A 22,118-nucleotide genomic window follows, 5' to 3' on the forward strand; every position below is an offset into this window, starting at 1 on the left:
GGCCACATCGCGGTCAACCGCGGTGTTGATCTGGTGGCTCACCACCACAAAAAAAGTGATGGATGCCAGGCCCAGACTGAGCAGCAGCAAATTGAGCGCTGCGGCGAGCGGCCTGGACCACAGGTAGCGCCAGGAAATTGCTATTATTTTCATAGCTGCTTATGACCGAATTCCATGGACGTGAAGCTGTTTTTGCCATTTTTTTGGTAAAAATGCCCGGCCACGCGCCTGTCGTGCGTCGCAATGACCAGGGTGGCGCCATCGCGCTGCGATGCCGTTTCAAGCAACGCCAGCGACGCCGTCGCAGCGGCGTCATCCAGACTGGCTGTCGGTTCGTCCGCCAGAATTACCCTGGGCTGCAGCAGCACGGCCCGCGCCAGCGCCACGCGCAGCGCTTGCCCGCCCGACAGTTGCGCCGGCTTGCGCGGCGCCAGCTCCTGCACGCCGAGCGCCGACAACGCGGCCATGATGCGCTGCCGGTCCTGCGCCTGCCCCGCAGCCCACTGCGCCATCGCCAGGTTGTCATGCACGCTCATCGCCGCGCTCAGATGCAACTTCTGCGGCAAAAAACCCACGGTTCTGGCGCGCCATGCATCCAGCGCGAGCTTTTTCAGGCTCGTGCGGCCCGCCCCCAGGGACTGCCCGGCCACGTCAAGCTGGCCGGTCGTCGGCGCCACCAGTCCGGCCGCGAGCGCCAGCCAGGTCGACTTTCCTGCGCCCGAAGGGCCGCCCAGCAGCAGTACACCGCCTTGCAGCACATCGACATCGGGGAATGCCAGCGTCGGCCCCTTGGGGTAGCTGTAAGAGAGCTGCCGGGTGAGAATCACGGCCCTGTTTCGGCTGAAGTGGTGGCGCAGTCCGCGCAGACGCCGCGCACCGCAAATTCCATGCTCAGGCCCTGGTAACCCAGCGCCTTGAGCGCTTCCAGCGCCGACTGGGCGGCGCGCTCCAGATCGTGTCCATTGACCTGCAGCGCGCCGGAAAACGCGCCAGTCAGGGGACTGTCGCGGTGGCAGCTCTGGCATTCAAAGTGCGGCATGGCATGCACGCTGGCGGGCATGGCCTGGTAGCGGCGCACCCGCTTGACATCCACCCGGCACAGCAGCAGGCCGACTTGCGTCAGGCGGTCAATCAGGCGGTAGAGCGTCACCCGGTCCAGCGCCGACGGCCCCTCGCCGCTGAGCGCTGCCTGCAACTGGGAATGGGTGTAGCTGGTATCAGGATGGGCCAGCAACCACCCCAAAACCAGGCGCGCTGCCACCGTGCGCCTCAGTCCATGGGCCGAAAGCAGCGCATCGATGGGATCAATGGCGGCGGATTCAGGAGCGGGAAATGATGCCATGGCTTGACCTTCAATAATGCAATTCAGTTGCATTACACTATACCGCAATCAGGTTGCATTATTACCGCAACATGCGGCTCCCCAGCCTTCATTTTGGAAAAAACATGACTCCAGACATCGTCCCATCACCCCGCCCCGCCAGTCCTGGCGCCACCAGCGTTCTGGCCTGGCCCGCCTGGCTCAGGGTGCTGGCGGTGTTGCCCGCCGTGGCGCTGCTCTGGCTGGCGGTGGTCTGGGCCCGGCTGGAGGTCGCCCCCGGGTAGCGGCCGGTCCGGTGGTGACGCTGCGCGACCTGACGGTGAGCTACCGCCGGCACCCGGCCCTGCACCACATCAGCGGGAACTTCGCGCCCGGCTCGCTCACCGCCGTGGCGGGGCCCAATGGCTCTGGCAAAAGTACGCTGCTTAAAAGCATCGTCGGCCTGCTGCCGATCGAAGGCGGCCGATCGGGTGGCGCGCTGAAGGTGGTGCCAAGGCGCGAACGCATCGCCTACCTGCCGCAAGTGACCGACATCGACCGCAGCTTTCCGATTGATGTGCGCGACTGCGTGCTGCTCGGCTGTTGGGGTGCGGCCGGGGCCTGGGGCGCCGTCAGCCGCGCCATGCTCGCCAGCGTGGATGCGGCACTGCACACGGTGGACCTGGAAGGCTTTGAGCGGCGCAGCGTCGGCAGCCTGTCCAGCGGACAGCTGCAGCGCGTCATGTTTGCCCGCATGCTGGTACAGGACGCCGAGCTGATTTTGCTGGACGAGCCTTTCAACGCCGTCGATGCCAAGACCACCGCCACACTTCTGGCGCTGGTACAGCTGTGGCACAGGCAGCAACGCACGGTGATTGCCGTGCTGCACGACGATGCACTGGTGCGCCAGTACTTTCCCGCCACCTTGCTGCTGGCCCGCGAGCTGGTGGGCTGGGGCGCTACCACCGCGGTACTGACCGAGGCCAACCTGCAGCGCGCCCGCGCCATGGCCGAGGCCTGGGATGAAGACTCCGAACTGTGCGGCATCGGCGCGCCGGCCACGCAAAAAGTGGCGGCGTGATGGCGCTCTCAACCTGGCTTTGGGACACGGCATTTGCGCCTTTCGCCGAATTCGCCTTCATGCGCCGGGCGCTCGTCGCCACGCTGGCGCTGTCGCTCAGTGCCGCGCCGCTCGGCGTATTTTTGACGCTGCGCCGCATGAGCCTGCTCGGCGATGCGCTCAGTCATGCGGTGCTGCCAGGCGTGGCGATCGGTTTCATGCTGAGCGGCCTTTCACTTACCGCGATGGCTCTGGGCGGCGTGGTGGCGGGCATGCTGGTGGCGGCGGTGGCCGGGCTGGTCACCCGCTTCACGCTGCTGAAGGAAGACGCCAGTCTGGCCGCCATTTACCTGGTGGCGCTGGCGCTAGGCGTGACACTGATCTCCGGCCACGGCACCCAGCTGGACCTGCTGCACATCCTGTTTGGCAGCGCGCTGGGCGTGGACAGGCAAGGCTTGCTGATGGTCGCCGGCGTGTCCAGCATCAGCGTGCTGCTGCTGGCCGCGATGTACCGGGGACTGGTGCTGGAAAGCTTTGACCCGGTGTTCCTGGGCGCTGCCGGACGGCGCGGCTGGGTGTGGCAGCAGGGCTTCTTGATGCTGGTCGTCATCAATCTGGTCGCGGGCTTTCAGACTCTGGGCACCTTGATGGCGGTCGGGCTGATGATGCTGCCCGCCGTGTCGAGCCGGCTGTGGCACGACACGCTGGCGGCGCAACTGGTCAACGCCAGCGTGCAGGCCATGCTGGCGAGCGCCGCGGGCTTGCTGCTGTCTTACCACCTGGACACGCCGTCGGGCCCCACCATCATTGGCTGCGCTGGCGCGCTCTACTTCGCCTCCTTGCTGTTCGCACCGGGCGGCTGGCTGCCCCGCGTGTGGGCCAGCGCTCACCGCGTCGCCTGACGCCACCGGACCGGCTTTTATTTCCATATTTCCATCCAAGAGTCGACCCATGAAACCTGTATTTCGCAAACTTCTGGTGGCGGGTTTTGCCGGCGCGTTGCTGTTGTCTGGCGCTGCCCAGGCCGCCGACAAGCTCCCGCCGGTACCGGTAGTGGCCAGCTTCAGCATCCTGGGCGACCTGGTGCGCGTGGTCGGCGCAGGCCGTGTCCATGTCATCATCCTGGTGGGGCCCGACGAGGATGCCCATGTGTTCGAGCCCAAACCAGCGGACGCCAGAGCGATTGTGCAAAGCCGGCTGCTGGTCACCAACGGCCTGGGCTTTGAGCCCTGGGCGCAAAAGCTGGCTCAATCCGCCGGCTACAAGGGAGAGCTGGTGGTGGTCTCCAAAGGCGTCAAGGCGCTCGCCATGACCGTGGGGAAAGGCTCTGCGGAGACCGATCCTCACGCCTGGCAAGACCCCAACAACGTCGTGCTGTACGTGCGTAATATCTTCGCAGCCCTGAGCAAAGCGGACCCCGCAGGGGGCGATGTTTACCGGGCCAACACCGAAGCCTACGTCAAAGAGTTGCAAACCCTGGACGCTTGGGCCAGAGAGCAATTCGCCGCAATCCCCCTGTCCAGGCGCAAAGTGATCACCTCGCATGACGCGTTCGGCTATCTTGCAGCGCACTACCAGATCAAATTCCTGGCACCCCAGGGCGTGTCGACCGACGCCGAACCCAGCGCCAAAGAAGTGGCGCAGCTCATTAAACAAATCCAGCGCGAAAAAATCAAGGCCGTGTTTGTCGAAAACATGAGCAACCCCAAACTGCTGGCCCAGCTCAGCCGGGATGCCGGTGTACAAGTGGGTGCCGCCCTGTATTCCGACGCGCTCTCGAGTGCCGGCCAGCCGGGCGCAACCTATCTGGAAATGATGCGCCACAATGTGGCTCAGCTGGTGGCCGGAATGAAGCTGAACTGACAGCGGTCGAACCACCGCGCCTCAGAGGCCGTCCCGGCTCCTTCGCTGAATCCGGCAGGCGGGCGCTTACGTACAGTTGCCAGGGACAGGTACGCCTGCGCCGGGCCGGGGAGCGGATTGCGGCAGCCTTTTTCACTCCACCCGCCAGCACTATTACAGACACGCACGTCACTCGGGAAAGATCGCAATGATTCAAAAGCTGCAAAAGTTTTTCGCATCCCCCCGCCAATGGCTGCGCAAGCAGCATGCTGCCGGCTTTTTGCTGCTGTGCTTTGCCGCGGCGGCGAATGCGCATTCGGGCGAAGGCGTCGCGGGCGGGTTTCTCTCGGGCTTTATGCATCCACTCTCAGGCATTGACCATTTGCTGGCCATGGTGGCCGTCGGCATCTGGGGAGCGACACTCGGCCGACCGCTGGTCTGGGCGCTGCCGGTTGCCTTTCCCATGCTGATGGTGGTGGGCGGCGTGCTGGGAATTGCCAAAGTGCCGCTGCCCTACGTTGAAATCGGCATCGCGGTTTCGGTCGTGGTTCTGGGCGTGTCGATTGCAGCGGCCTGGCGTGCCCCTGTGGCCCTGGCAGTGGGGATAGTGGCCGTCTTTGGCGTGTTTCACGGTTACGCGCACGGTACGGAATTGCCGGAAACGGCCGCGCCTGCCGCCTACGCCGCCGGTTTTGTCATTTCTACCGGCCTGTTGCACCTGGCGGGCATCGCGATCGGCTTGTTGAAAACCTTGCCGCATGGCGCGCAGGCTTTGCGAGCCAGTGGCGGCCTTATCGCTGCCACCGGCGTGTGGATTCTGCTGGGCATGCCGGGTGTCGCGTAAACCCGCCTTTGCCAGCGCCCTGGCCGGGGCGGCGTTTTCAAGTTGGGGCAGCGCCTGGGCACACGGGACTTTAGGTGCCGACAGCTCGATCTGGACGGCAAGCGCTCATCTGCTCACGTCACCGCTTTCTCTGGCCGCCCTGATTGGGCTGGCGCTGGTGCTTTTCGGCATTCGTGAGCCTTTGTCGGTGATTGCTTCGGCACTGGCGGCAGCGGCAGCGGCGGTCGCCACGTTTTTTTCACCGAATATTCCACCGGTGATGGCACCGGCCGCCGTGGTCATCATTGGCCTGTGCGGAGTCGCCGGCTGGAAGCCCGCCGCGATGTTTTCATTAGTACTGGCGGTGCTGGCCGGGCTGGCAGCCGGCTCTGCCGCCGACCTCGAGCAAGCGCGCTGGCAAGACCTGACCGGCATGGCCGTTACAGTGATGGTCGCCGTTTTCTGGCTGCTGGCCATGGCAGACAACCTGAACACCAGCGGTCGCCTGCAGGCCATACTTCCCGTGGCAAGGCGCATCCTGGGCTCATGGGTCGCCGCTATCGCACTGTTGCTGGGCGCGCTCGTACTGTTCGGCAAACATGCCTGACACAGGGCGCCAGCGCTGTATAAACCGGACCACCATGAATCAAAATACCGGCTTTACGCCTGCTGCCCGCGATCGACACCCCATCCATCTGCGCGCTCTGAGTTACCACGGCCTTGCACCGGGCCCGCGCCTGCTGGTTCTCGGGGCCGTGCACGGCAACGAGACTTGCGGCACCCAGGCGATCACGCAGCTCATAGCCGAGCTCGACAGCGGCGCACTGACCGTCGAACGCGGCGGCTTGACTTTTGTGCCCGTGACCAATCCGCTGGCCTACCAGAAGGGGCAGCGCACCGGCGATCGCAACCTGAACCGCAACATGGCGCCCAGCGCGATTCCGCAGGATTTCGAAGACCGCATCGCCAACCTGCTGTGCCCGCTGCTCGACGCGCATGATGCGCTGCTCGACCTGCATTCCTTTCACACCGGCGGCGCGCCTTTTGTGATGATCGGCCCGCAAAACAATCGTGGCGAGCTGGAGCCTTTTGCCCGGGCTGACGAAGAAATGCAGCTGGCCCTGCACACCGGGCCGCACCGGATCGTCGAAGGCTGGCTGGATACATACGCGCGCGGCGTGCAGCGCCGCGCTGCGGCACCGGCCGCACCAGCCAGCAGCCGCGCGCAAAGCCTGGTGACCGACCCCAACTATGGCGTGGGCACGACCGAATACATGCGTTCGCGCGGTGGCTATGCGGTCACGCTGGAGTGCGGCCAGCATGACGACCCGCTGGCGGTGCAGGTGGCCCGCCATGCGATTTTGCAGACGCTGGCACTGCTGGGCATTGCATCCGTGCCCTTGCTGCCGGTGCACGTCGGACGCGAAATCCTGCGCCTGGTCGATGTGACGGACCGCGAGCATGCGGGCGACACGTTCAGCCGCGAATGGCGCAGTTTTGACGCCGTCAAGGCAGGCGAAGTGATTGGCATGCGCTTCAGCGGCGAAGAGATCAAGGCTACTGCCGAAGGCTTTGTGGTGTTTCCCAATCCCGGCGCACAAACTGGCCAGGAGTGGTTTTATTTCGCCCAGCGCCGGGCCTGAGGTCGGGCGTCGGCAGAACTATTGATTTGATAGCTGCTTGCGACCGTGCGGCATGGACTAGCGCCGCATTTGATTCAAATAAACGGAAACTCGAGCTAAAACCATGTCAAGCGAAACGCCGGGCCCTCCCGTGATTCTGGCGAACGGGATTCACGGGCAATAAAATTCGAAGCAGACCGAACGCTGTGCCGGGTTGCTGGAGGTTGGCAATCGGCCACAGTCGACATTCGCCAAACGGCTCCAAACCGGTCACTGGCTCGAATCGGCGGCGGTAGGTGAGGGATTTGTAGAATGATCCCAATGTACAAAGACACTGCACCGTCGCCAACAAACAAGCTGTCATTCGGGGTAGGTGGCGCTCTCGGGGGAACACTCGACTTAGGTTCTAGTTTATTCCGCGGAGTGTCTGGGGGGCCAGGATATCCATCGGTCTACATCACGTTGGAGCTTTTCAGTTCACCGACAGAAGGAGCGCGCGATGACCATCGACTGGGCAGTAGTTTTTGCAACCATCGCAGGGCCAATCCTGGCTGTGTGGGCGGCAGACATCCGGGCTGACCGCAAGGCGCAGCGGGGGCGGCAAGAGTGGGTCTACCGGACTCTAGTAGCAACCAGAGGCGACAAGCTTCGGCTGGATCATGTGGAAGCAATAAATAACATAGAGTTTGCATTTCCTCATACCAAGCACGCTCAGATTGAAGACGCTCGAAAGATATACCGCGCGCATTTGCGAAGTCTCGGCCCATCTTCTCAAGATCAAGCTGTTCGCAACGCATGGTATTTAACTGCGAATGAGCGGTTTGCAGATTTGCTTGAGCGCATGGCGGGTTCACTTGGCGTTCCATTTCAACGCTCCGAGATTCTTCAAGATTCATACCGACCAGACGCGCATGTATTCCAAGAAATGCAGTGGCAAAACATCAGAGGCTTGCTCTTGGATGTACTGAAGGTTGGGCGCCCGATAAACGTGCGGCTTGTGCCTGACACGCCGCCGCCAAATGGCGCTCCACCGTGAGCCACGACAAGGCGAGGCTCGGGGAAGGCAACCGTGAATGCACCGTTGCAAGACATTTCGTTACGGAACGGCCCGCTCTAACTGGTCGGCCAAGGCGGACCACTGCGCGGCTGCTTGCCTTCGACGTTAAAGCCCGACTTCACCAGTATTTTGAGCGCTGTCTATCCTATCTGGTGAGCTTCGGCTTGGGCTTTTTGCAGTCTATTGGCGAGGGTTTACTCAGGCTTCGCAGCGCAAATACCAACAGGCAACCATGCGCTTCAAGTCTCAACCCTTCACCCGCGCCGCAAAGGTCTTGCGGAATTTTTCGACCTTGGGGCCGACCACAAAGGCGCAATAACCCTGATTCGGGTTGTTCTGGAAATAGTCCTGGTGGTAGCTTTCTGCGGGCCAGTAATTGGCAAGCGGCAGCACCTCGGTCACGATGGACTTGCCAAAAGTCTTGTCCTGGCTGGCTTCGCGGATGAAATCGTCAGCGACCTGCTTTTGCTCCGGCGTTTCGTAATAGATGCCGCTGCGGTACTGCGTGCCGGCGTCGTTGCCCTGGCGGTTGAGGCTGGTCGGATCATGAATCACGAAAAAGATTTCTAGAATTTCATGCAGCGTGATTTCTGTCGGGTCGTAGGTCAGCTTCACGACCTCGTTGCAACCGGTGCGGCCGGTGCACACTTCCTCGTAGCTGGGTCGGGCCGCCTGGCCATTGCTGTAGCCCGATTCAACGTCGGTAACGCCGCGCACCTTGACGTAAACCGCCTCTGTGCACCAGAAGCAGCCGCCGCCCAAAGTGATGGTTTGTGATTCGCTCATAAGATGAATTCCTTTGCTGATGGGAGAGATGGACTCGCTGGAGCTGTGCCGGTTCCGGTGGCAATTGCGGTCGCTTCGGACACTTTAGCCGGATTAGGCGATTTGCCCGGTGCCGGCGCTTCATTGCCCGTTCGCGGCCCATGGGCTGCGCGCACCGCATCCACAAAAGCCGCAAGGGCCGGATTGTCGCGTGAGGTTTTCCACAAACAATGGGTGTCGTACGGCGTTGTGACCATGTCCAGCGGCACAAAAGCCGTTCCCGCCATCGCCGACTGGCTCAGCGCCGCTGGCACCAGGGCCACCCCCATGCCTTGCGACACCAGCGACACCACGCTCAGCCAGTGCCGCAGCTCGTAGCGGATTTCGGGATAAAACCCGGCTTCGGTGCAAATGACCAGAATGCGCTCGTGGTAGTCGGGTGACACCGTGCGCGACACCACGGCAAAAGGCTCGCCCTGCAAGGCCTGAAGCGACAGCGATTTCTGTTGCGCCAGCGCATGGCCGGCGGGCAGGCAAACCACGAAAGCCTGGCTGGAGACCAGAATCTGCGACAGTTCGGCCGGCACCCGCGTGGTGTGGACAAAGCCGATGTCCAGCCGGTCATGCGCCAGTTCAATCAGTTGTTCGCTGGAGCTGAGTTCTTTCAGCATCAGCCGCAGCAAGGGATGCCGCATTTGGAAGCGCTCCAGTATCTTGGGCAACCCGCTGTACAGCATGGTGCCGGCAAAACCGATCGTCAGGCTGCCCGCCATGCCCTGGCCCACGTCCCGGGCATGGCGGGCGGCCTGCTCGGCCTGATCGATCAGCGCCCGCGCGGCCGGCACAAACGCCAGGCCGGCGGCGGTCAGTGCTACCTGCTTGCTGTTGCGCGTGAACAGCCGGGCGCCAATCGACGTCTCCAGTTGCTGAATATTGAGCGACAACGGTGGCTGGGATATCGACAGGCGCCGCGCCGCCTTGCCGAAGTGCAGTTCTTCAGCCAGGACCAGAAAATAGCGCAGGTGACGGAATTCCATGAATACAAATAATATATCGTTGAATCATTAATTGATATTGGACAAGTATTTATGCCGGCCTAACAATGCAGTCGAGAGACAGGCGCCGTGCGCCCCGTACTACACTTTGCCACCACTTCTAGGACAAGCACCATGAAAACCAAATTCAACTGGGAAGACCCGTTTTTTCTGTCCGAGCAGCTCACCGACGACGAGCGTGCGGTGCAGGAGGCGGCAAACTCCTTTTGCCAGGAAAAACTGCAGCCGCGTGTGCTGATGGCGGCACGGCATGAAAAGTTCGACCGCGAGATCATGAACGAAGCAGGCGCAATGGGCTTTCTCGGCTCGACCATCGAAGGCTACGGCTGCGCTGGCCTGAACTACGTCAGCTACGGACTGGTAGCGCGTGAAGTTGAGCGCGTCGACAGCGGCTACCGCAGCGCCATCAGCGTGCAAAGCTCGCTCGTCATGCACCCGATCAACGCCTACGGCAATGAAACGCAGCGCGAAAAATACCTGCCCAAGCTGGCCACCGGCGAATGGGTCGGCTGCTTCGGCCTGACCGAACCCAACCACGGCTCCGACCCGGCCAGCATGCTGTCGCGGGCCAAGCCGGTCGATGGCGGCTTCATCATGAACGGCGCCAAGATGTGGATCACCAACAGCCCGATTGCCGACGTGTTCGTGGTCTGGGCCAAGCTCGAAGACGAAGACGGCAAGGTCGGCGGCCAGGAAGCAATTCGCGGCTTTATCCTGGAAAAAGGCATGAAGGGCCTGACTGCACCCAAGATCGAAGGAAAGATGAGTTTGCGCGCGTCGATCACGGGTGAGATCGTGATGGACGGTGTGTTTGTGCCCGAAGCCAACCTGCTGCCCAACGTGAGCGGTCTGAAAGGCCCGTTCGGCTGCCTGAACAAGGCGCGGTACGGCATTGCCTGGGGAGCGCTGGGCGCGGCCGAAGACTGCTGGTTCCGCGCCCGCCAGTACACGCTGGACCGGATCCAGTTTGGCCGCCCGCTGGCGCAAACCCAGCTGATTCAAAAGAAACTGGCCGACATGCAGACCGAAATCGCGCTGGGCCTGCAAGCCTGCCTGCGCGTCGGCCGGCTGATGGACGAAGACCGGGCGGTGCCGGAAATGATTTCGCTGATCAAGCGCAATTCCTGCGGTAAGTCACTCGACATTGCCCGCATGGCGCGCGACATGCACGGCGGCAACGGCATTCACGATGAATACCACGTCATACGACACATGATCAACCTGGAAACGGTCAATACCTACGAAGGAACGCATGATGTGCATGCGCTGATCCTGGGCCGCGCACAGACCGGTCTGCAGGCATTTTATTGATCATACCGGCGTCAGGTCCAATGAAATTGGTCATTGTTAGCTATTATTTTAATAGCAATTGATGGACTGGGGAATCCTTAAGCCACTTCTGACCGGCCTGTTGATGCCGCCGCTGGCATTGCTACTGCTGGGGCTGCTCGGAGTGCTGCTGGCCTGGCGGAAAAAACGCGGTGGTTTGGCGCTGACAGGCTTTTCTCTGCTGCTGCTCTGGCTGCTCAGCTGCGACGGCGTTGCGGTGTGGCTGGCGCGTACGGCCCTGCCGCAATTTGCACCGGTTTCCGCCGCTCAACTCAGGATTGGCAAGGTGCAGGCCATTGTCGTTCTCGGTGGCGGCGCGCCTGCGCTACGGCATCTGGCTGGCGCGAAAGTCGGGCTTGCCGGTCGCCTTCAGCGGCGGAACGGGCTGGGCGGCGGACGGCATGCAGGCCGCCGGCGAGGCCGACGTCGCCGCACGCGTCGCCTTGCAGGACTATGGTTTCAAACTGCGCTGGAGCGAAGCCCAGTCGCGCGACACATCGGGCAATGCCCGCCTGCTGGCGCCACTGCTCAAGCAGGATGGCGTGCAGCGCATTGCGCTGGTGACCGATGCCTGGCACCTGCCGCGCGCGGTCACCCTTTTTGAGCGGACCGGCCTCACGGTGACCCCGGCCCCCATGGCTTACGTACTTCCAGAGACCCACAATGCGCTGGAATGGCTGCCTTCGGCTCATGGCCTGCAGGCTTCCCAGAAGGTGCTGCGTGAATGCCTGGCGCTGGCGGTCGGCCGCTTTTCGCCGCTGTAAAAACGGGCTGGTAGCGGGAGCAGGGGCCGCAACTGTCTTTTCACCCCCCGGTTGACGCCCTCATGGCAATTGGCTATATTACTAACCAGCCAGTCAGTAGTCATGTCACTTTCAAGAATCTTTTGCAACAAGACCCCTGCGGGCGCCGTTAAACGCGAGCGTCGCAAGGAAGCACGTCCCGGCGAGTTGCTGGACGCAGCGCTCGAACTGTTTGTTGAAAAAGGCTTCGCCGCAACCCGCGTGGAAGAAGTCGCGGCACGCGCCGGAGTTTCCAAAGGCACGCTTTTCCTTTATTTCGCCAGCAAGGACGAGCTGTTCAAGGCGGTGGTGCGCGAGAATCTGTCGGGCCGCTTTTCGGAATGGGCGATCGAATTTGAAGCCTTCCAGGGAAATACCAGCGACATGCTCGCCTATTGCATGAACAGCTGGTGGGATCGCGTGGGCGCAACCAAGGCTTCAGGTATCAACAAGCTGATGATGAGCGAGGCAAAAAATTTTCCGGACATTGCAGCGTTCTACCAGCACGAAGTCATCGGTCCCGGGCATGCACTCATCCGCCGTATTTTTCAACGCGGCATTGATCGCGGCGAATTTCGCGCCATGGACCTGGACTACGCGGTTTACGGCGTGGTGGCGCCAATGATTTTTCTGGTGCTGTCAAAACATTCCATGGACGTCTGCATTCCGGACCATGTCGAGCTCGACCCCAAAAAATACATCGCATCACAGTTGAGCACGCTGCTGCATGGCTTGTGCCTGCCGACGGATGCTGCAGGCCAGCGCCAGAAAAAATCTTCCTCATGAAGCGCTGGGTCAAGTGGGCGCTTGCCTTCCTCGTTCTCGCCTTGCTTGCCGCCGGCGTGCTGCGCACACTGGCAACACGCAAGGCCCAGCAACAGGCGGTGCTGACCGAAAATTCCGCCCGCGCCACGGGTGCGTGACGTGGCGCAGGGGCTGGCCATCTCCGGCTCGCTCAAAGCGGCCAATTCCGCGTTCGTCAAGGCGCGCGTGGCTGGTGAACTTCAGGGCCTGACAGTGCGTGAGGGTGATTTTGTCAAGGCCGGCCAGGTGATGGCCCGGATTGAATCCAGCGAATACTCCTTGCGCGTGCGGCAAGCCAGCGAGCAGGCCGAATCGGCCCGGGCGCAGGTCAACGTGGCACAACGCCAGTACGACAACAACAAGGCGCTGGTGGATCAGGGGTTTATTTCAAAAACCGCGCTCGACACCTCGCTGGCCAACCTCGATGCGGTCAAGGCCACTTACCGGGCGGCGCTGGCTGGCACCGAAGTCGCGGCCAAATCGGTGGAAGACACCGTGCTCAAATCGCCCATTGCCGGCCAGGTGTCGCAGCGTCTGGCGCAGCCGGGCGAGCGCGTGGGCATCGATACCAAAATTGTCGAAGTGGTCGATTTGAGCCGGCTTGAGCTCGAAGCCAGCCTGAGCGCGCAGGATTCCATGGACGTTCGCGTCGGCCAGAGTGCCGAGCTGCAGATTGAAGGCAGCCGACGCGCCATCATGGCCAAGGTCGTACGCATCAACCCCAGCGCGCAGGCCGGCAGCCGCAGCGTGCTGGTTTACCTGAGCATTGACAACGCGGGTGGCGATGCCCTACCCCTGCGCCAGGGCCTGTTTGCGCAGGGAACACTGGGCACGGCGCACACGCCGCAGCTGGCGGTGCCGGTCAGCGCCGTGCGCACCGACAAGCCCCAGGCCTACGCCCAGGTCATTGAAAGCGGCGTGGTCGTGCACAAACCGCTTGAGTTGGGCCTGCGCGGCATGGCAGGCAGCGAGCCAGTGGTCGCCGTCAAGGGGCTGAAAGAGGGCGCGCTGGTGATCCGTGGCGATGTCGGCGCCTTACGCGAAGGCACGCGGGTCAGCTTTACCGCGATGACACAGATGGCGCCCGCCAGCGACCCAGCCGTCACCCGACCGGCGCCTTGAGGCCTGCCAACCATGTGGTTCACCCAGGTCAGTCTGAAAAATCCGGTGTTCGCCACCATGGTCATGCTGGCCATCGTGGTGCTCGGGCTGTTTTCCTACCAGCGCATGCAGGTGGACCAGTTTCCCAACATCGACTTTCCGGTGGTTGTCATCACCGCGGAATATCCGGGCGCCTCCCCCGAAATCGTCGAGAGCGAAGTCACCAAGAAAATTGAGGAAGGCGTCAATTCGGTTTCCGGCGTGAATACCCTGAGTTCGCGCAGCCTTGAAGGGCAGGCCATCGTCATCATAGAGTTCCAGCTCTACATTGACGGCCGCAAGGCTGCCGAAGACGTGCGCGAAAAAATCGCGACGATCCGCCCCACCCTGCGCGACGAGGTGAAGGAACCCCGCGTCCTGCGTTTTGACCCGTCCAGCCGGGCCATCTGGTCCATAGCAGTCCTGCCCGCCTTGACCCATTCAGACACAGCAGTCAAGGCAGGAAGCGAACGAAACCCGGGCGCTGGCATGTCGGCGATCGAGCTGACCAACTGGGCCGACCAGGTGCTGAAAAAGCGGCTTGAAAATGTGCGCGGCGCGGGCTCGGTCACGCTGGTGGGCGGCACCAAGCGCGAAATCAACCTCTATCTCAATCCGCAGGCCATGGAGTCGCTTGGCGTCACGGCTGACCAGGTCGTCAGTGCGGTGCGCAACGAAAACCAGGATCTGCCGGTGGGCGCGATCCGCTCGCTGGCGCAGGAGCGTGTCGTCAAGATCGATGCGCGCGTGAAACGGCCAGAAGACTTCGGCAACATCATCGTGGCACGAAAAGGCAGCGTGCCGATCACCGTGAGCCAGGTCGCCCGCATTGCCGACGGTGCCCAGGAACTCGACAGCCTGGCCGTTTACAACGGCCAGCGCACCCTGCTGCTGACGGTGCAAAAGGCGCAGGACGAAAACACCATTGCCGTGGTCGACGGGCTCAACCAGGCGGTTGCCGAGCTGAAACCGCAGTTGCCGCCCGGTGTGCGGCTGGAGCTGATTTCGGACGGCTCGCGACCGATTCGCGTAGCGGTGCAAAACGTGCGCCAGACGCTGATTGAAGGCGCGCTGCTGACGGTGCTGATCGTCTTTTTGTTCCTCAATTCCTGGCGCTCCACGGTGATCACCGGGCTGACGCTGCCAATCTCCATCATCGGCACCTTTTTGTTCATGAACCTGTTTGGTTTCACCATCAACATGATCACGCTGATGGCGCTGTCATTGTGCGTCGGTCTGCTGATTGACGATGCCATCGTGGTGCGCGAGAACATTGTTCGCCATGTCAAGATGGGCAAGGCGCCCTTTCAGGCATCGATGGACGGCACCCAGGAGATTGGCATGGCCGTGCTGGCCACCAGCTTTTCCATCGTGGCCGTGTTTTTACCAATTGGCTTCATGGGCGGCATCATCGGCAAGTTCTTCCACGAGTTCGGCATCACCATCGTGGCGGCCGTACTGATCTCGATGTTTGTCAGCTTCACCCTGGATCCGATGCTCTCCAGCATCTGGCATGACCCGTCCATTGAGGCGCAAGGCAAACACCGCGCGCCGGTCACCCTCTACGACAGGACCATTGGCCGCGTCACCGGCTGGTTTGACCACGCCACCGAATCCCTGAGCCACACTTACCAGGGCATCCTGCGCTGGGCGCTCATACACAAGCTCGCGACACTGGCGCTTGCCGTGGTCATTTTTGCCATCAGCCTGGTGATGGTGCCGCTACTGGGGACGGAATTTGTGCCCAAGGCTGACTATTCTGAAACTTCGCTCACCTTCTACACGCCGGTCGGCTCGTCACTTGAGGTCACCGAAGCCAAGGTGCGCCAGGTCGATGCCATCCTGCGCGAGTTTCCCGAAGTGCGTTACACCGTCGCGACCATCAACACGGGCAGCGCGCAGGGAAAAATGTACGCCAGCGTCTATGTGCGACTGGTCGACCGCAAGGCGCGCACGCGAAGCGCCGACGACATGTCTGCCGTGCTGCGCGTGCGACTCAGACAGGTCGCCGGCATCACCGTGACGCACGCCGGCCTGCTGGACCCGGTGGGCGGCAACAAGCAGGTCGAATTCTCATTACAGGGGACCGACCTGAAAGAGCTTGATCGCCTGAGCCGCGTCGTCACTGACAAAATTCGCGGCATCCCCGGCCTGGTCGATCTGGACTCCAGTGTCAAGGCTGACAAGCCGGTGATCCAGATCGAAGTCCGGCGCGAGGCCGCCTCTGACCTCGGGCTGTCGGCCGCCCAGATTGCGACCTCGCTGCGCACCCTGGTGGCAGGGCAAACCGTGGGCAACTGGCGCGCGCCCGACGACCAGACTTACGACGTGAACGTTCGCCTTTCACCTGAATCCCGCAATGCGCCGCAGGACCTGGAGCGACTGCCTTTCATGAGCAGTGCCGTCGGCAACAATGCTGACGGTTCGGCGCGAATCGTGCGGCTGAGCCAGGTCGCCAGCATGAAGGAATCGACCGGACCCAACCAGATCAACCGGCGCAACCTGAGCCGCGAAGTCACCATCAATGCCAATGTCTATAACCGGTCGGCCGGTGAAGTCTCCAACGACATCAAGGCCGCGCTGGAAAAGGTGAACTTCCCGCCGGGCTACCGCTACCAGTTCAGCGGCTCTACCAAAAACATGGCCGAATCCTTTGGCTACGCGGTTTCCGCCCTGATCATGGCGATATTGTTCATCTACATGATTCTGGCCAGCCAGTTCAAGAGCTTCCTGCAGCCGATGGCGCTGATGACGTCGCTTCCGCTGACACTGATTGGCGTGGTGCTGGCGCTGTTGCTGTTTGGCTCGACGCTGTCGATGTTCTCCATCATCGGCATCGTCATGCTGATGGGCCTAGTGACGAAAAACGCCATCTTGCTGGTTGATTTTGCCATCAGGATGCGCGAGGACCGGCTCGACGTGGATGGCAATCGCATTGCGGGCATGGACCGCGCCGAGGCCCTGCTGCTGGCGGCCAAAGTCAGGCTGCGGCCCATCCTGATGACCACGCTGGCGATGATTTTTGGCATGGTGCCGCTGGCTTTCGCGCTGAGCGAAGGCGCGGAGCAGCGCGCCCCCATGGGCCAGGCCGTGATTGGCGGTGTTATCACGTCTTCGCTGCTGACCCTGGTGGTGGTGCCGGTCACCTACTGCTACATGGACGATCTTGCCCAATGGTTCAAGCGCAGGTTCAGCACCAAAAAGCACGGAGCGCCGGTCGCGTTAGGCGATGACCTGCGTCAAGAGGCGGCCACACGCTCCGTCTAAAATCAGTGCTTAGCTCCGATGTCGTCCATCTCCTCTTTTACCTTGCCACCATACACGCCCGCCATGAATTACGAACAAGCCCGATTCAACATGATTGAGCAGCAAATCCGCCCCTGGGAAGTGCTGGACAACCAGGTCCTTGCCCTGCTCGCGGTGGTCAGGCGCGAGGATTTTGTGCCGCTGGCCTGCAAGGCGCTGGCTTTCGTCGACATGGAAATCCCCCTGCCGCCGCAGCACAATCCAGGCCAATGCATGCTGGCACCCAAGGTTGAGGCCCGCATCCTGCAGGATCTGGCGGTGCAAAAACACGAGAAGGTGCTGGAGATCGGAACCGGTTCCGGCTACATGGCCGCGTTGCTGGCGCACCGCGCGCAGCAGGTTATCAGCCTTGAAATTGAGCCTTCGCTGGCTGAAACCGCCCGCAAAAACCTGCAGAAGGCCGGCATCTACAACGCCGAAGTGCGTATTGCCGATGGCGCGGCAAATCTGGCCGAAGCGGTTTCTGACAACGGCGCGCTGCGCGGCCCGTTCGACGTGATTGTGCTTAGCGGATCGGTCGCCGTGGTGCCTGCAGCCCTGCTGTCACAGCTCAAGATTGGCGGGCGCCTGAGCGCCATCGTTGGCTATGAGCCGATGATGCGTGCCAATCTGATCACGCGTGTGGGCAAAGACGCCTGGCGCACCACCGAGGCCTGGGACACCGTGGTGCCGCGCCTGCTCAATTTCCCCGAGCCATCAAAATTTTCCTTTTAACCCATCCCGAAGATACGGCAAAGGCGGCGCGATGATTCCCCAACTCAATCCCCGTGATTTTGCGGCCTGGCGTGACAGCGCCCGCGCGAGCGGGGGGCCTGCCGCCCTGCCGGTGGTGCTTGACGTGCGCGAGCCCTGGGAAGTGCAGACGGCCTCGGTCACGCCTGATGGATTCACGCTGGTCCACATTCCCGTACGCGAGATCCCGGCGCGCCTGGAAAGCTTGCGGCAGGCGCACGGCGCTGACCAACCCATCGCCTGCATCTGCCACCACGGCATGCGCAGCATGCAGGCGGCCAACTACCTGGCGCAAAGCGGCTTCGGCGAAGTGATCAACCTGCAGGGCGGCATCGACGCCTGGTCAGAGCAGGTCGACCCGTCGGTGGCGCGATATTGATTTTGTCTGCCGGTGCCAGCCGCCCCGAACTGAGCGCTCGCCTTGTCCGCATGCAGCACACCAGCTGATTTCCGGTTTTTTGTGATTCACCCAACTTTCGCAGGACCCCTATGACCAAGCCCCTGAAACTGTCGGCGCAGAGCCTGTCACCATGGCCCCTTTCGCTGGCCATCGCTTCGGTCCTGCTGGCATTGGCCCCCCCGGCGCAGGCGCAAAATCTGGTGACCCTGTATGAATCAGCCCGTGCTTTCGATGCCAGCTACCAGTCGGCAAAACTGCAATACGAAGCCAGCCTTGCCCGGGCCGACCAGGCCAAGGCCGGCATCCTGCCGACGGCAGGCCTTGCCGCAGGTGTTTCGCGCAACCGGGTGGAAAACACCGTTCCGTCAATCGACAGCAGCTTCACAACGCAAAACGCCACGCTCAGCGCCACACAGCCGCTTTACCGGCCCGCTAACTGGGCCAGCTATGAGCAGGGCTTCAAGCAGGCAGACCTGGCGCGCGCCCAGCTGGAGGCGGCGCAGCAGGACCTGATCGTGCGCACCAGCCAGGCCTACTTTGACGTGCTGGCCGCACAGGACACGCTGACCTTTGTGCGCGCGCAAAAAGAAGCCGTGGCCGAGCAGCTTGCATCTGCCAAGCGCAATTTTGAAGTCGGCACCTCGACCATCACCGACACGCGCGAAGCGCAGGCTCGCTATGACCTGGTGATTGCCCAGGAAATCGCCGCCGACAACGACCTGCGTGTCAAAAAACTCTTGCTGGACACGCTGGTTGGCCAGGATAATTCGCTACCCAAGCCCCTGCTGGCCCCAGTGAACTTGCCGCCGGTGCTGCCGGCCGATGTCAACACCTGGGTACAGCAATCTGAAGTTCTGCATCCGGCCATTCGGCAGGCGCGCAGCAACCTGGATATCGCCGAACTGGAAGTAACCAAAGCGGAAGCCGGCCATAAACCGACGCTGGACGCCACCGCCAGTTACAACGTCACCAAAAACCCCTCAAACACGGCACAAAACGGCCTTTCTTCGCGCGCCAACGTGACCAGCGTCGGCTTGCTGCTCAATGTGCCGCTGTTTGCCGGCTTCTCGACGCAAAACCGCATCCGCGAAACCCTCTCCCTGAGGGACAAGGCGCAGACCGACCTTGAAGGCACGCGCCGCGCCGTGGCTCAGGGTACGCGCAGCGCTTTCTATGGCGTGGAATCGGGCCAGGGCCAGGTCAAGGCACTGGAAGCAGCCGAGTTATCGAGCCAGAGCGCGCTGGACGCCAACAAACTGGGCTACCAGGTCGGCGTGCGCATCAATATCGACGTACTGAACTCGCAAAGCCAGCTGTTTCAAACCAAGCGTGATCTGGCGCAAGCGCGCTACAACGTGTTGCTCGGCGGCCTGCGTCTGCGCCAGGCCAACGGCACGCTGACGCCCGAAGATTTACAGCAGATCAACGACTTGCTGGCCAGATAGTCCAGCCCCTGGTTATTGAGGCCGACCCATTTGCCCGGTCGGCGACGAACGCGCCGGACGCACGCGGCCTTGATTGAAGAAACCAGCACCGGAGGCACTGAAACGGTCCGGTCGTCTGTGGCCTTTTTCACGGACGACATTGTGGAGTGAGCTGCTTTCAAAAAATGGTCGTTTGACCACCTTGCCGACATTTGCGAGAACCAGGACTGCACGCCCCTGAGGTAGCGAGACATTCTTCGAAAATTTTCCGAGCTGCGCAAAGACCCGTGGGCTGGCCAACACCATGAGCCTCCACCGTCGTCGCTTTTTTTACCCGTTGTTGTGCCTGCGTAAGTCTGTCAAACATTCCTGCCAAATGCTGACCGGAACACGCCGTTTCAGCATGAGTGCATTACATAGGTATAAACGCCCACCTTTTCACATAATTTTCTATTTAGAATATTATTTATATAGTTTTTTCTTTTTAGAAACTTTCACTCGTCAATTTTTTAATTCATGCGTGAATTCTTCGATTCCACTGACCGCCGTCTAAGCAAGCTGCTGTCGGCCAATGCGCAGGACAGCGTAAACCAGCTGGCCAACAAAATGCTGTTGAGTGCGCCCACGGTACCGGCCCGCCGGCGTTCCATGATTGACAGGAACGTGCTGAAGGTTGTCGGTTTGCTCAATCTGTCCGAACGACCCGAGCTGATTGGTGCCGTTGTGGGCATCAACGCCAATGCGCAGGGCAACCTTGACGAGCTCATGAAGAAGATCGGCGACCTGCCATTTGTCTCTTCCGTGAGCACCGTCACCGGCCGGTTCGACCTGATCGTCGAGGTGCTGGTAAGCGGAGATGTGCAGGATCTTTACCGCTTTACCAGTGAGCTGCTGCCCCGGGTTGCGGCCCCGGGAGTGATCAGCCGCAGCGAAACATTCGTGGTGATGAAGTCGCATAACAAATGGGTCAGCCTGTCCCGTGGTTGCTGGGAGAAAAACGTCGCAGACGCTGCTGACGACCGAGCCGAGCCTCATGGATCGAGGAACAGCTGACCCGAAAGTTCTTTCGTGGAGGATGGTCCTTCACGGAGATTATCAGAGGAGAAAGTTAATGAAACTGTCAAAGTTCTTGCCCGCGATATTGCTGTCCTGCGCGGGTTTCCTGGGCGCGGCTGCCACCGCCCATGCAGGCACCCTTGATGACATTCTCAAACGTGGCGAGCTGAGAGTGGCTGTCCAGACGCAAGGCCCTCCGTTTTCCATGATGGACAAAAAGGGGGAACGTACTGGCAGCTCCGTGGAGCTTGCCAAGTTGATGGCCCAGGAAATGGGCGTGAAGATCGTTTTTCTTGACCTGGACTGGGACGGGCTCTTGCCTGCCCTTATTTCCGGCAAGGCCGACCTGCTGGCAGCCGACATGACGCCCACCCTGGCAAGGGCGACCAAGGTGGCTTTCACGAAGCCGTGGATCTTCATCGGCCCGGTGGTTGCGACCAAGGAAGGCAGCAAATTTGTCTCGGCCGCCGCGTGCAAGGCGCCGGGTGCCAAGATCGCCGTACTATTTGGCAGTACCGGCGAAAAGCTCGCCAAGACCTTGTTTCCCAATGGCGAGATCAAGAGCTACAAAGGTGGAGGAACCCTGCTGCTGGACGCTGTGAAGAACGGGCAGGCAGACTGTTTGCTCAATGACAATACCGCAGTGATAGGCCAGGCGGCCGGATACCCCAAGGGAACGTTCAAGGTCATGCCGGAACTGCTGGCCAAGGAATCTCTGGCTTACGCAACGCGATACGACTCCATGGACCTTTTGACTTGGGTCAATTTGTTCATCGACCAGACCACCCTGGACGGTCGCCTGCAGAAGAACCTGGACTACTGGGTCAACTCCACAAAATGGAAAGACGAGCATTGAGCAACTGATGCGCCGGCGGGATCGGCGTCGTGCTTGTCACCATGCCGGTTCCCGGGCCTGACCTCTTTCAAAAGAAGCCTGACCCTTGTTATCGAACCTGAATTTCCGCGTGATCGTCGAAACCCTTCCAGACTTCTGGACGGGTTTCGTAGCGACGCTGTCAATTTCCCTGACGTCCTTTGCCGGCGCCCTGGTGCTAGGCATGTTGGCCTGTGCGATGAGCCTGCAGCACTCGCGTTTTCTTCGGGCGCCCGCCGTCGCGTATATCGACGTGGTCCGGGCAACGCCTTTGCTGGCCCAGCTTTATTTCCTCTATTTTGGACTGCCCAGCCTGGGTGTGCTGATGCCCGAAGTGGTGGTTGGCATCATTGCGCTGTCCCTCAACAGCGGCGCCTACGTCAGTGAGATCATCCGCTCTGGAATCATGTCGATTCCGGCCGGACAAACCGAAGCCAGTACCAGCTCGGGCATGAGCTATTGGCAGCAAATGCGCCTCGTCATTCTTCCCCAGGCCTTGCGCCCCATGGTGTCGCCGCTCATCGGTCAGGCCATCGTGCTGGTCAAGGACTCGTCGTTGCTGTCGCTGATTTCAGTGCTTGAACTGACGCGCGCCGGCCAGAAACTGGCCAATGACAGGTTCATGCCAGTCGAAGGACTGGTCACCACGGCAGCGTGCTACCTGATCATCTATTTCGGCCTGAAGCTGATGGCAGCAGCCTGGAACCGCATCTACCACCCGTTGGCCAGCCACTGAGCACCATCACC

Annotated in this window: 24 protein-coding genes; 20 read left to right on the forward strand and 4 right to left on the reverse strand. The window is 61.4% G+C overall.

The features are described from left to right. Positions 1-149: 149 nt before the first annotated feature. Both HHJ19_RS06370 and HHJ19_RS06375 read right to left on the reverse strand, forming a co-directional pair. Positions 150-827, reverse strand: coding sequence for an ATP-binding cassette domain-containing protein (locus tag HHJ19_RS06370; RefSeq protein ID WP_296905086.1), 678 nt, complete (start codon positions 825-827; stop codon positions 150-152). Then, positions 824-1,342, reverse strand: coding sequence for a Fur family transcriptional regulator (locus HHJ19_RS06375; protein ID WP_296905088.1), 519 nt, complete (start codon positions 1,340-1,342; stop codon positions 824-826). The genes HHJ19_RS06370 and HHJ19_RS06375 overlap by 4 nt, the downstream gene beginning before the upstream one ends. A 104-nt stretch (positions 1,343-1,446) precedes the next feature. Between HHJ19_RS06375 and HHJ19_RS06380 the strand changes: the two genes are divergently transcribed. From HHJ19_RS06380 to HHJ19_RS06415, 8 genes are all read left to right on the forward strand, one after another. Further along, the gene (locus HHJ19_RS06380; protein WP_296905090.1) at positions 1,447-1,605 is read left to right on the forward strand and encodes a hypothetical protein; all 159 of its coding nucleotides are present in this window, start codon (positions 1,447-1,449) and stop codon (positions 1,603-1,605) included. A gap of 11 nt (positions 1,606-1,616) precedes the next feature. Continuing rightward, the gene (locus HHJ19_RS06385; RefSeq protein ID WP_296905093.1) at positions 1,617-2,381 is read left to right on the forward strand and encodes a metal ABC transporter ATP-binding protein; all 765 of its coding nucleotides are present in this window, start codon (positions 1,617-1,619) and stop codon (positions 2,379-2,381) included. Next, positions 2,381-3,262: a metal ABC transporter permease gene (locus HHJ19_RS06390; RefSeq protein WP_296905144.1), complete on the forward strand. Its 882-nt coding sequence runs from the start codon at positions 2,381-2,383 to the stop codon at positions 3,260-3,262. Before HHJ19_RS06385 ends, HHJ19_RS06390 begins: the two co-directional genes overlap by 1 nt. A 49-nt stretch (positions 3,263-3,311) precedes the next feature. Beyond that, positions 3,312-4,223, forward strand: coding sequence for a metal ABC transporter substrate-binding protein (locus HHJ19_RS06395; protein ID WP_296905094.1), 912 nt, complete (start codon positions 3,312-3,314; stop codon positions 4,221-4,223). 187 nt (positions 4,224-4,410) lie between these two features. After that, positions 4,411-5,046, forward strand: a complete 636-nt coding sequence (locus tag HHJ19_RS06400) for a HupE/UreJ family protein (RefSeq protein ID WP_296905096.1) — start codon at positions 4,411-4,413, stop codon at positions 5,044-5,046. Continuing rightward, positions 5,036-5,632 carry a hypothetical protein gene (locus HHJ19_RS06405; RefSeq protein ID WP_296905098.1) on the forward strand — a complete coding sequence of 199 codons (597 nt, stop codon included), beginning with the start codon at positions 5,036-5,038 and terminating at the stop codon, positions 5,630-5,632. Before HHJ19_RS06400 ends, HHJ19_RS06405 begins: the two co-directional genes overlap by 11 nt. Positions 5,633-5,666: 34 nt before the next feature. Next, the gene (locus HHJ19_RS06410; RefSeq protein ID WP_296905100.1) at positions 5,667-6,668 is read left to right on the forward strand and encodes a succinylglutamate desuccinylase/aspartoacylase family protein; all 1,002 of its coding nucleotides are present in this window, start codon (positions 5,667-5,669) and stop codon (positions 6,666-6,668) included. 478 nt (positions 6,669-7,146) lie between these two features. Further along, on the forward strand, positions 7,147-7,683 hold the full coding sequence (locus HHJ19_RS06415; RefSeq protein WP_296905102.1) for a DUF6680 family protein: 537 nt from the start codon (positions 7,147-7,149) through the stop codon (positions 7,681-7,683). Between the two features lie 267 nt (positions 7,684-7,950). Here HHJ19_RS06415 and msrA read toward each other — a convergent pair whose 3' ends face one another. Further along, the gene (msrA, locus tag HHJ19_RS06420) at positions 7,951-8,490 is read right to left on the reverse strand and encodes a peptide-methionine (S)-S-oxide reductase MsrA (RefSeq protein WP_296905104.1); all 540 of its coding nucleotides are present in this window, start codon (positions 8,488-8,490) and stop codon (positions 7,951-7,953) included. Further along, positions 8,487-9,506, reverse strand: a complete 1,020-nt coding sequence (locus HHJ19_RS06425; protein ID WP_296905106.1) for a LysR substrate-binding domain-containing protein — start codon at positions 9,504-9,506, stop codon at positions 8,487-8,489. Before HHJ19_RS06425 ends, msrA begins: the two co-directional genes overlap by 4 nt. A 132-nt stretch (positions 9,507-9,638) precedes the next feature. Here HHJ19_RS06425 and HHJ19_RS06430 point away from each other — a divergent pair, with 132 nt between their 5' ends. From HHJ19_RS06430 to HHJ19_RS06485, 12 genes are all read left to right on the forward strand, one after another. Beyond that, entirely contained in the window at positions 9,639-10,835 is a 1,197-nt protein-coding gene (locus HHJ19_RS06430) for an acyl-CoA dehydrogenase (protein ID WP_296905107.1), read from the forward strand. Positions 10,836-11,149: 314 nt separating this feature from the next. Next, the gene (locus tag HHJ19_RS06435; protein WP_296905109.1) at positions 11,150-11,617 is read left to right on the forward strand and encodes a YdcF family protein; all 468 of its coding nucleotides are present in this window, start codon (positions 11,150-11,152) and stop codon (positions 11,615-11,617) included. A 102-nt stretch (positions 11,618-11,719) separates the two neighbouring features. Beyond that, positions 11,720-12,421 carry a TetR/AcrR family transcriptional regulator gene (locus tag HHJ19_RS06440; RefSeq protein ID WP_296905111.1) on the forward strand — a complete coding sequence of 234 codons (702 nt, stop codon included), beginning with the start codon at positions 11,720-11,722 and terminating at the stop codon, positions 12,419-12,421. Beyond that, positions 12,418-12,558 carry a hypothetical protein gene (locus HHJ19_RS06445; protein ID WP_296905113.1) on the forward strand — a complete coding sequence of 47 codons (141 nt, stop codon included), beginning with the start codon at positions 12,418-12,420 and terminating at the stop codon, positions 12,556-12,558. The genes HHJ19_RS06440 and HHJ19_RS06445 overlap by 4 nt, the downstream gene beginning before the upstream one ends. Before the next feature lies 1 nt (position 12,559). Beyond that, the gene (locus HHJ19_RS06450) at positions 12,560-13,561 is read left to right on the forward strand and encodes an efflux RND transporter periplasmic adaptor subunit (protein WP_296905115.1); all 1,002 of its coding nucleotides are present in this window, start codon (positions 12,560-12,562) and stop codon (positions 13,559-13,561) included. A gap of 12 nt (positions 13,562-13,573) precedes the next feature. Next, complete coding sequence (locus HHJ19_RS06455) at positions 13,574-16,846, forward strand: efflux RND transporter permease subunit (RefSeq protein WP_296905117.1); 3,273 nt, start codon at positions 13,574-13,576, stop codon at positions 16,844-16,846. Positions 16,847-16,909: 63 nt separating this feature from the next. After that, a complete protein-coding gene (locus HHJ19_RS06460) occupies positions 16,910-17,599 on the forward strand; it encodes a protein-L-isoaspartate O-methyltransferase (protein WP_296905119.1) in 690 nt (229 codons plus the stop codon). A 31-nt stretch (positions 17,600-17,630) separates the two neighbouring features. Next, a complete protein-coding gene (locus HHJ19_RS06465; protein WP_296905120.1) occupies positions 17,631-17,996 on the forward strand; it encodes a rhodanese-like domain-containing protein in 366 nt (121 codons plus the stop codon). A gap of 110 nt (positions 17,997-18,106) precedes the next feature. Further along, positions 18,107-19,462, forward strand: coding sequence for a TolC family outer membrane protein (locus HHJ19_RS06470; protein WP_296905122.1), 1,356 nt, complete (start codon positions 18,107-18,109; stop codon positions 19,460-19,462). A 495-nt stretch (positions 19,463-19,957) separates the two neighbouring features. Beyond that, positions 19,958-20,494, forward strand: a complete 537-nt coding sequence (locus tag HHJ19_RS06475) for an Lrp/AsnC family transcriptional regulator (RefSeq protein ID WP_296905124.1) — start codon at positions 19,958-19,960, stop codon at positions 20,492-20,494. 58 nt (positions 20,495-20,552) lie between these two features. Further along, the gene (locus HHJ19_RS06480; RefSeq protein WP_296905126.1) at positions 20,553-21,353 is read left to right on the forward strand and encodes an ABC transporter substrate-binding protein; all 801 of its coding nucleotides are present in this window, start codon (positions 20,553-20,555) and stop codon (positions 21,351-21,353) included. 85 nt (positions 21,354-21,438) lie between these two features. Next, positions 21,439-22,107 (forward strand): amino acid ABC transporter permease, encoded by a 669-nt coding sequence (locus tag HHJ19_RS06485; protein WP_296905128.1) that lies wholly within the window; start codon positions 21,439-21,441, stop codon positions 22,105-22,107. Positions 22,108-22,118: the final 11 nt, after the last annotated feature.

This window comes from Polaromonas sp. (genome assembly GCF_012927415.1).
Lineage (GTDB): Bacteria > Pseudomonadota > Gammaproteobacteria > Burkholderiales > Burkholderiaceae_C > Polaromonas.

Coding starts and splice junctions, on each gene's coding strand:
- HHJ19_RS06375 (WP_296905088.1), bottom strand. CDS start 1,342: ATGGCATCATTTCCCGCTCCTGAATCCGCCGCCATTGATCCCATCGAT.
- HHJ19_RS06380 (WP_296905090.1), top strand. CDS start 1,447: ATGACTCCAGACATCGTCCCATCACCCCGCCCCGCCAGTCCTGGCGCC.
- HHJ19_RS06390 (WP_296905144.1), top strand. CDS start 2,381: ATGGCGCTCTCAACCTGGCTTTGGGACACGGCATTTGCGCCTTTCGCC.
- HHJ19_RS06395 (WP_296905094.1), top strand. CDS start 3,312: ATGAAACCTGTATTTCGCAAACTTCTGGTGGCGGGTTTTGCCGGCGCG.
- HHJ19_RS06400 (WP_296905096.1), top strand. CDS start 4,411: ATGATTCAAAAGCTGCAAAAGTTTTTCGCATCCCCCCGCCAATGGCTG.
- HHJ19_RS06410 (WP_296905100.1), top strand. CDS start 5,667: ATGAATCAAAATACCGGCTTTACGCCTGCTGCCCGCGATCGACACCCC.
- HHJ19_RS06415 (WP_296905102.1), top strand. CDS start 7,147: ATGACCATCGACTGGGCAGTAGTTTTTGCAACCATCGCAGGGCCAATC.
- msrA (WP_296905104.1), bottom strand. CDS start 8,490: ATGAGCGAATCACAAACCATCACTTTGGGCGGCGGCTGCTTCTGGTGC.
- HHJ19_RS06425 (WP_296905106.1), bottom strand. CDS start 9,506: ATGGAATTCCGTCACCTGCGCTATTTTCTGGTCCTGGCTGAAGAACTG.
- HHJ19_RS06430 (WP_296905107.1), top strand. CDS start 9,639: ATGAAAACCAAATTCAACTGGGAAGACCCGTTTTTTCTGTCCGAGCAG.
- HHJ19_RS06440 (WP_296905111.1), top strand. CDS start 11,720: ATGTCACTTTCAAGAATCTTTTGCAACAAGACCCCTGCGGGCGCCGTT.
- HHJ19_RS06445 (WP_296905113.1), top strand. CDS start 12,418: ATGAAGCGCTGGGTCAAGTGGGCGCTTGCCTTCCTCGTTCTCGCCTTG.
- HHJ19_RS06455 (WP_296905117.1), top strand. CDS start 13,574: ATGTGGTTCACCCAGGTCAGTCTGAAAAATCCGGTGTTCGCCACCATG.
- HHJ19_RS06460 (WP_296905119.1), top strand. CDS start 16,910: ATGAATTACGAACAAGCCCGATTCAACATGATTGAGCAGCAAATCCGC.
- HHJ19_RS06465 (WP_296905120.1), top strand. CDS start 17,631: ATGATTCCCCAACTCAATCCCCGTGATTTTGCGGCCTGGCGTGACAGC.
- HHJ19_RS06470 (WP_296905122.1), top strand. CDS start 18,107: ATGACCAAGCCCCTGAAACTGTCGGCGCAGAGCCTGTCACCATGGCCC.
- HHJ19_RS06475 (WP_296905124.1), top strand. CDS start 19,958: ATGCGTGAATTCTTCGATTCCACTGACCGCCGTCTAAGCAAGCTGCTG.
- HHJ19_RS06480 (WP_296905126.1), top strand. CDS start 20,553: ATGAAACTGTCAAAGTTCTTGCCCGCGATATTGCTGTCCTGCGCGGGT.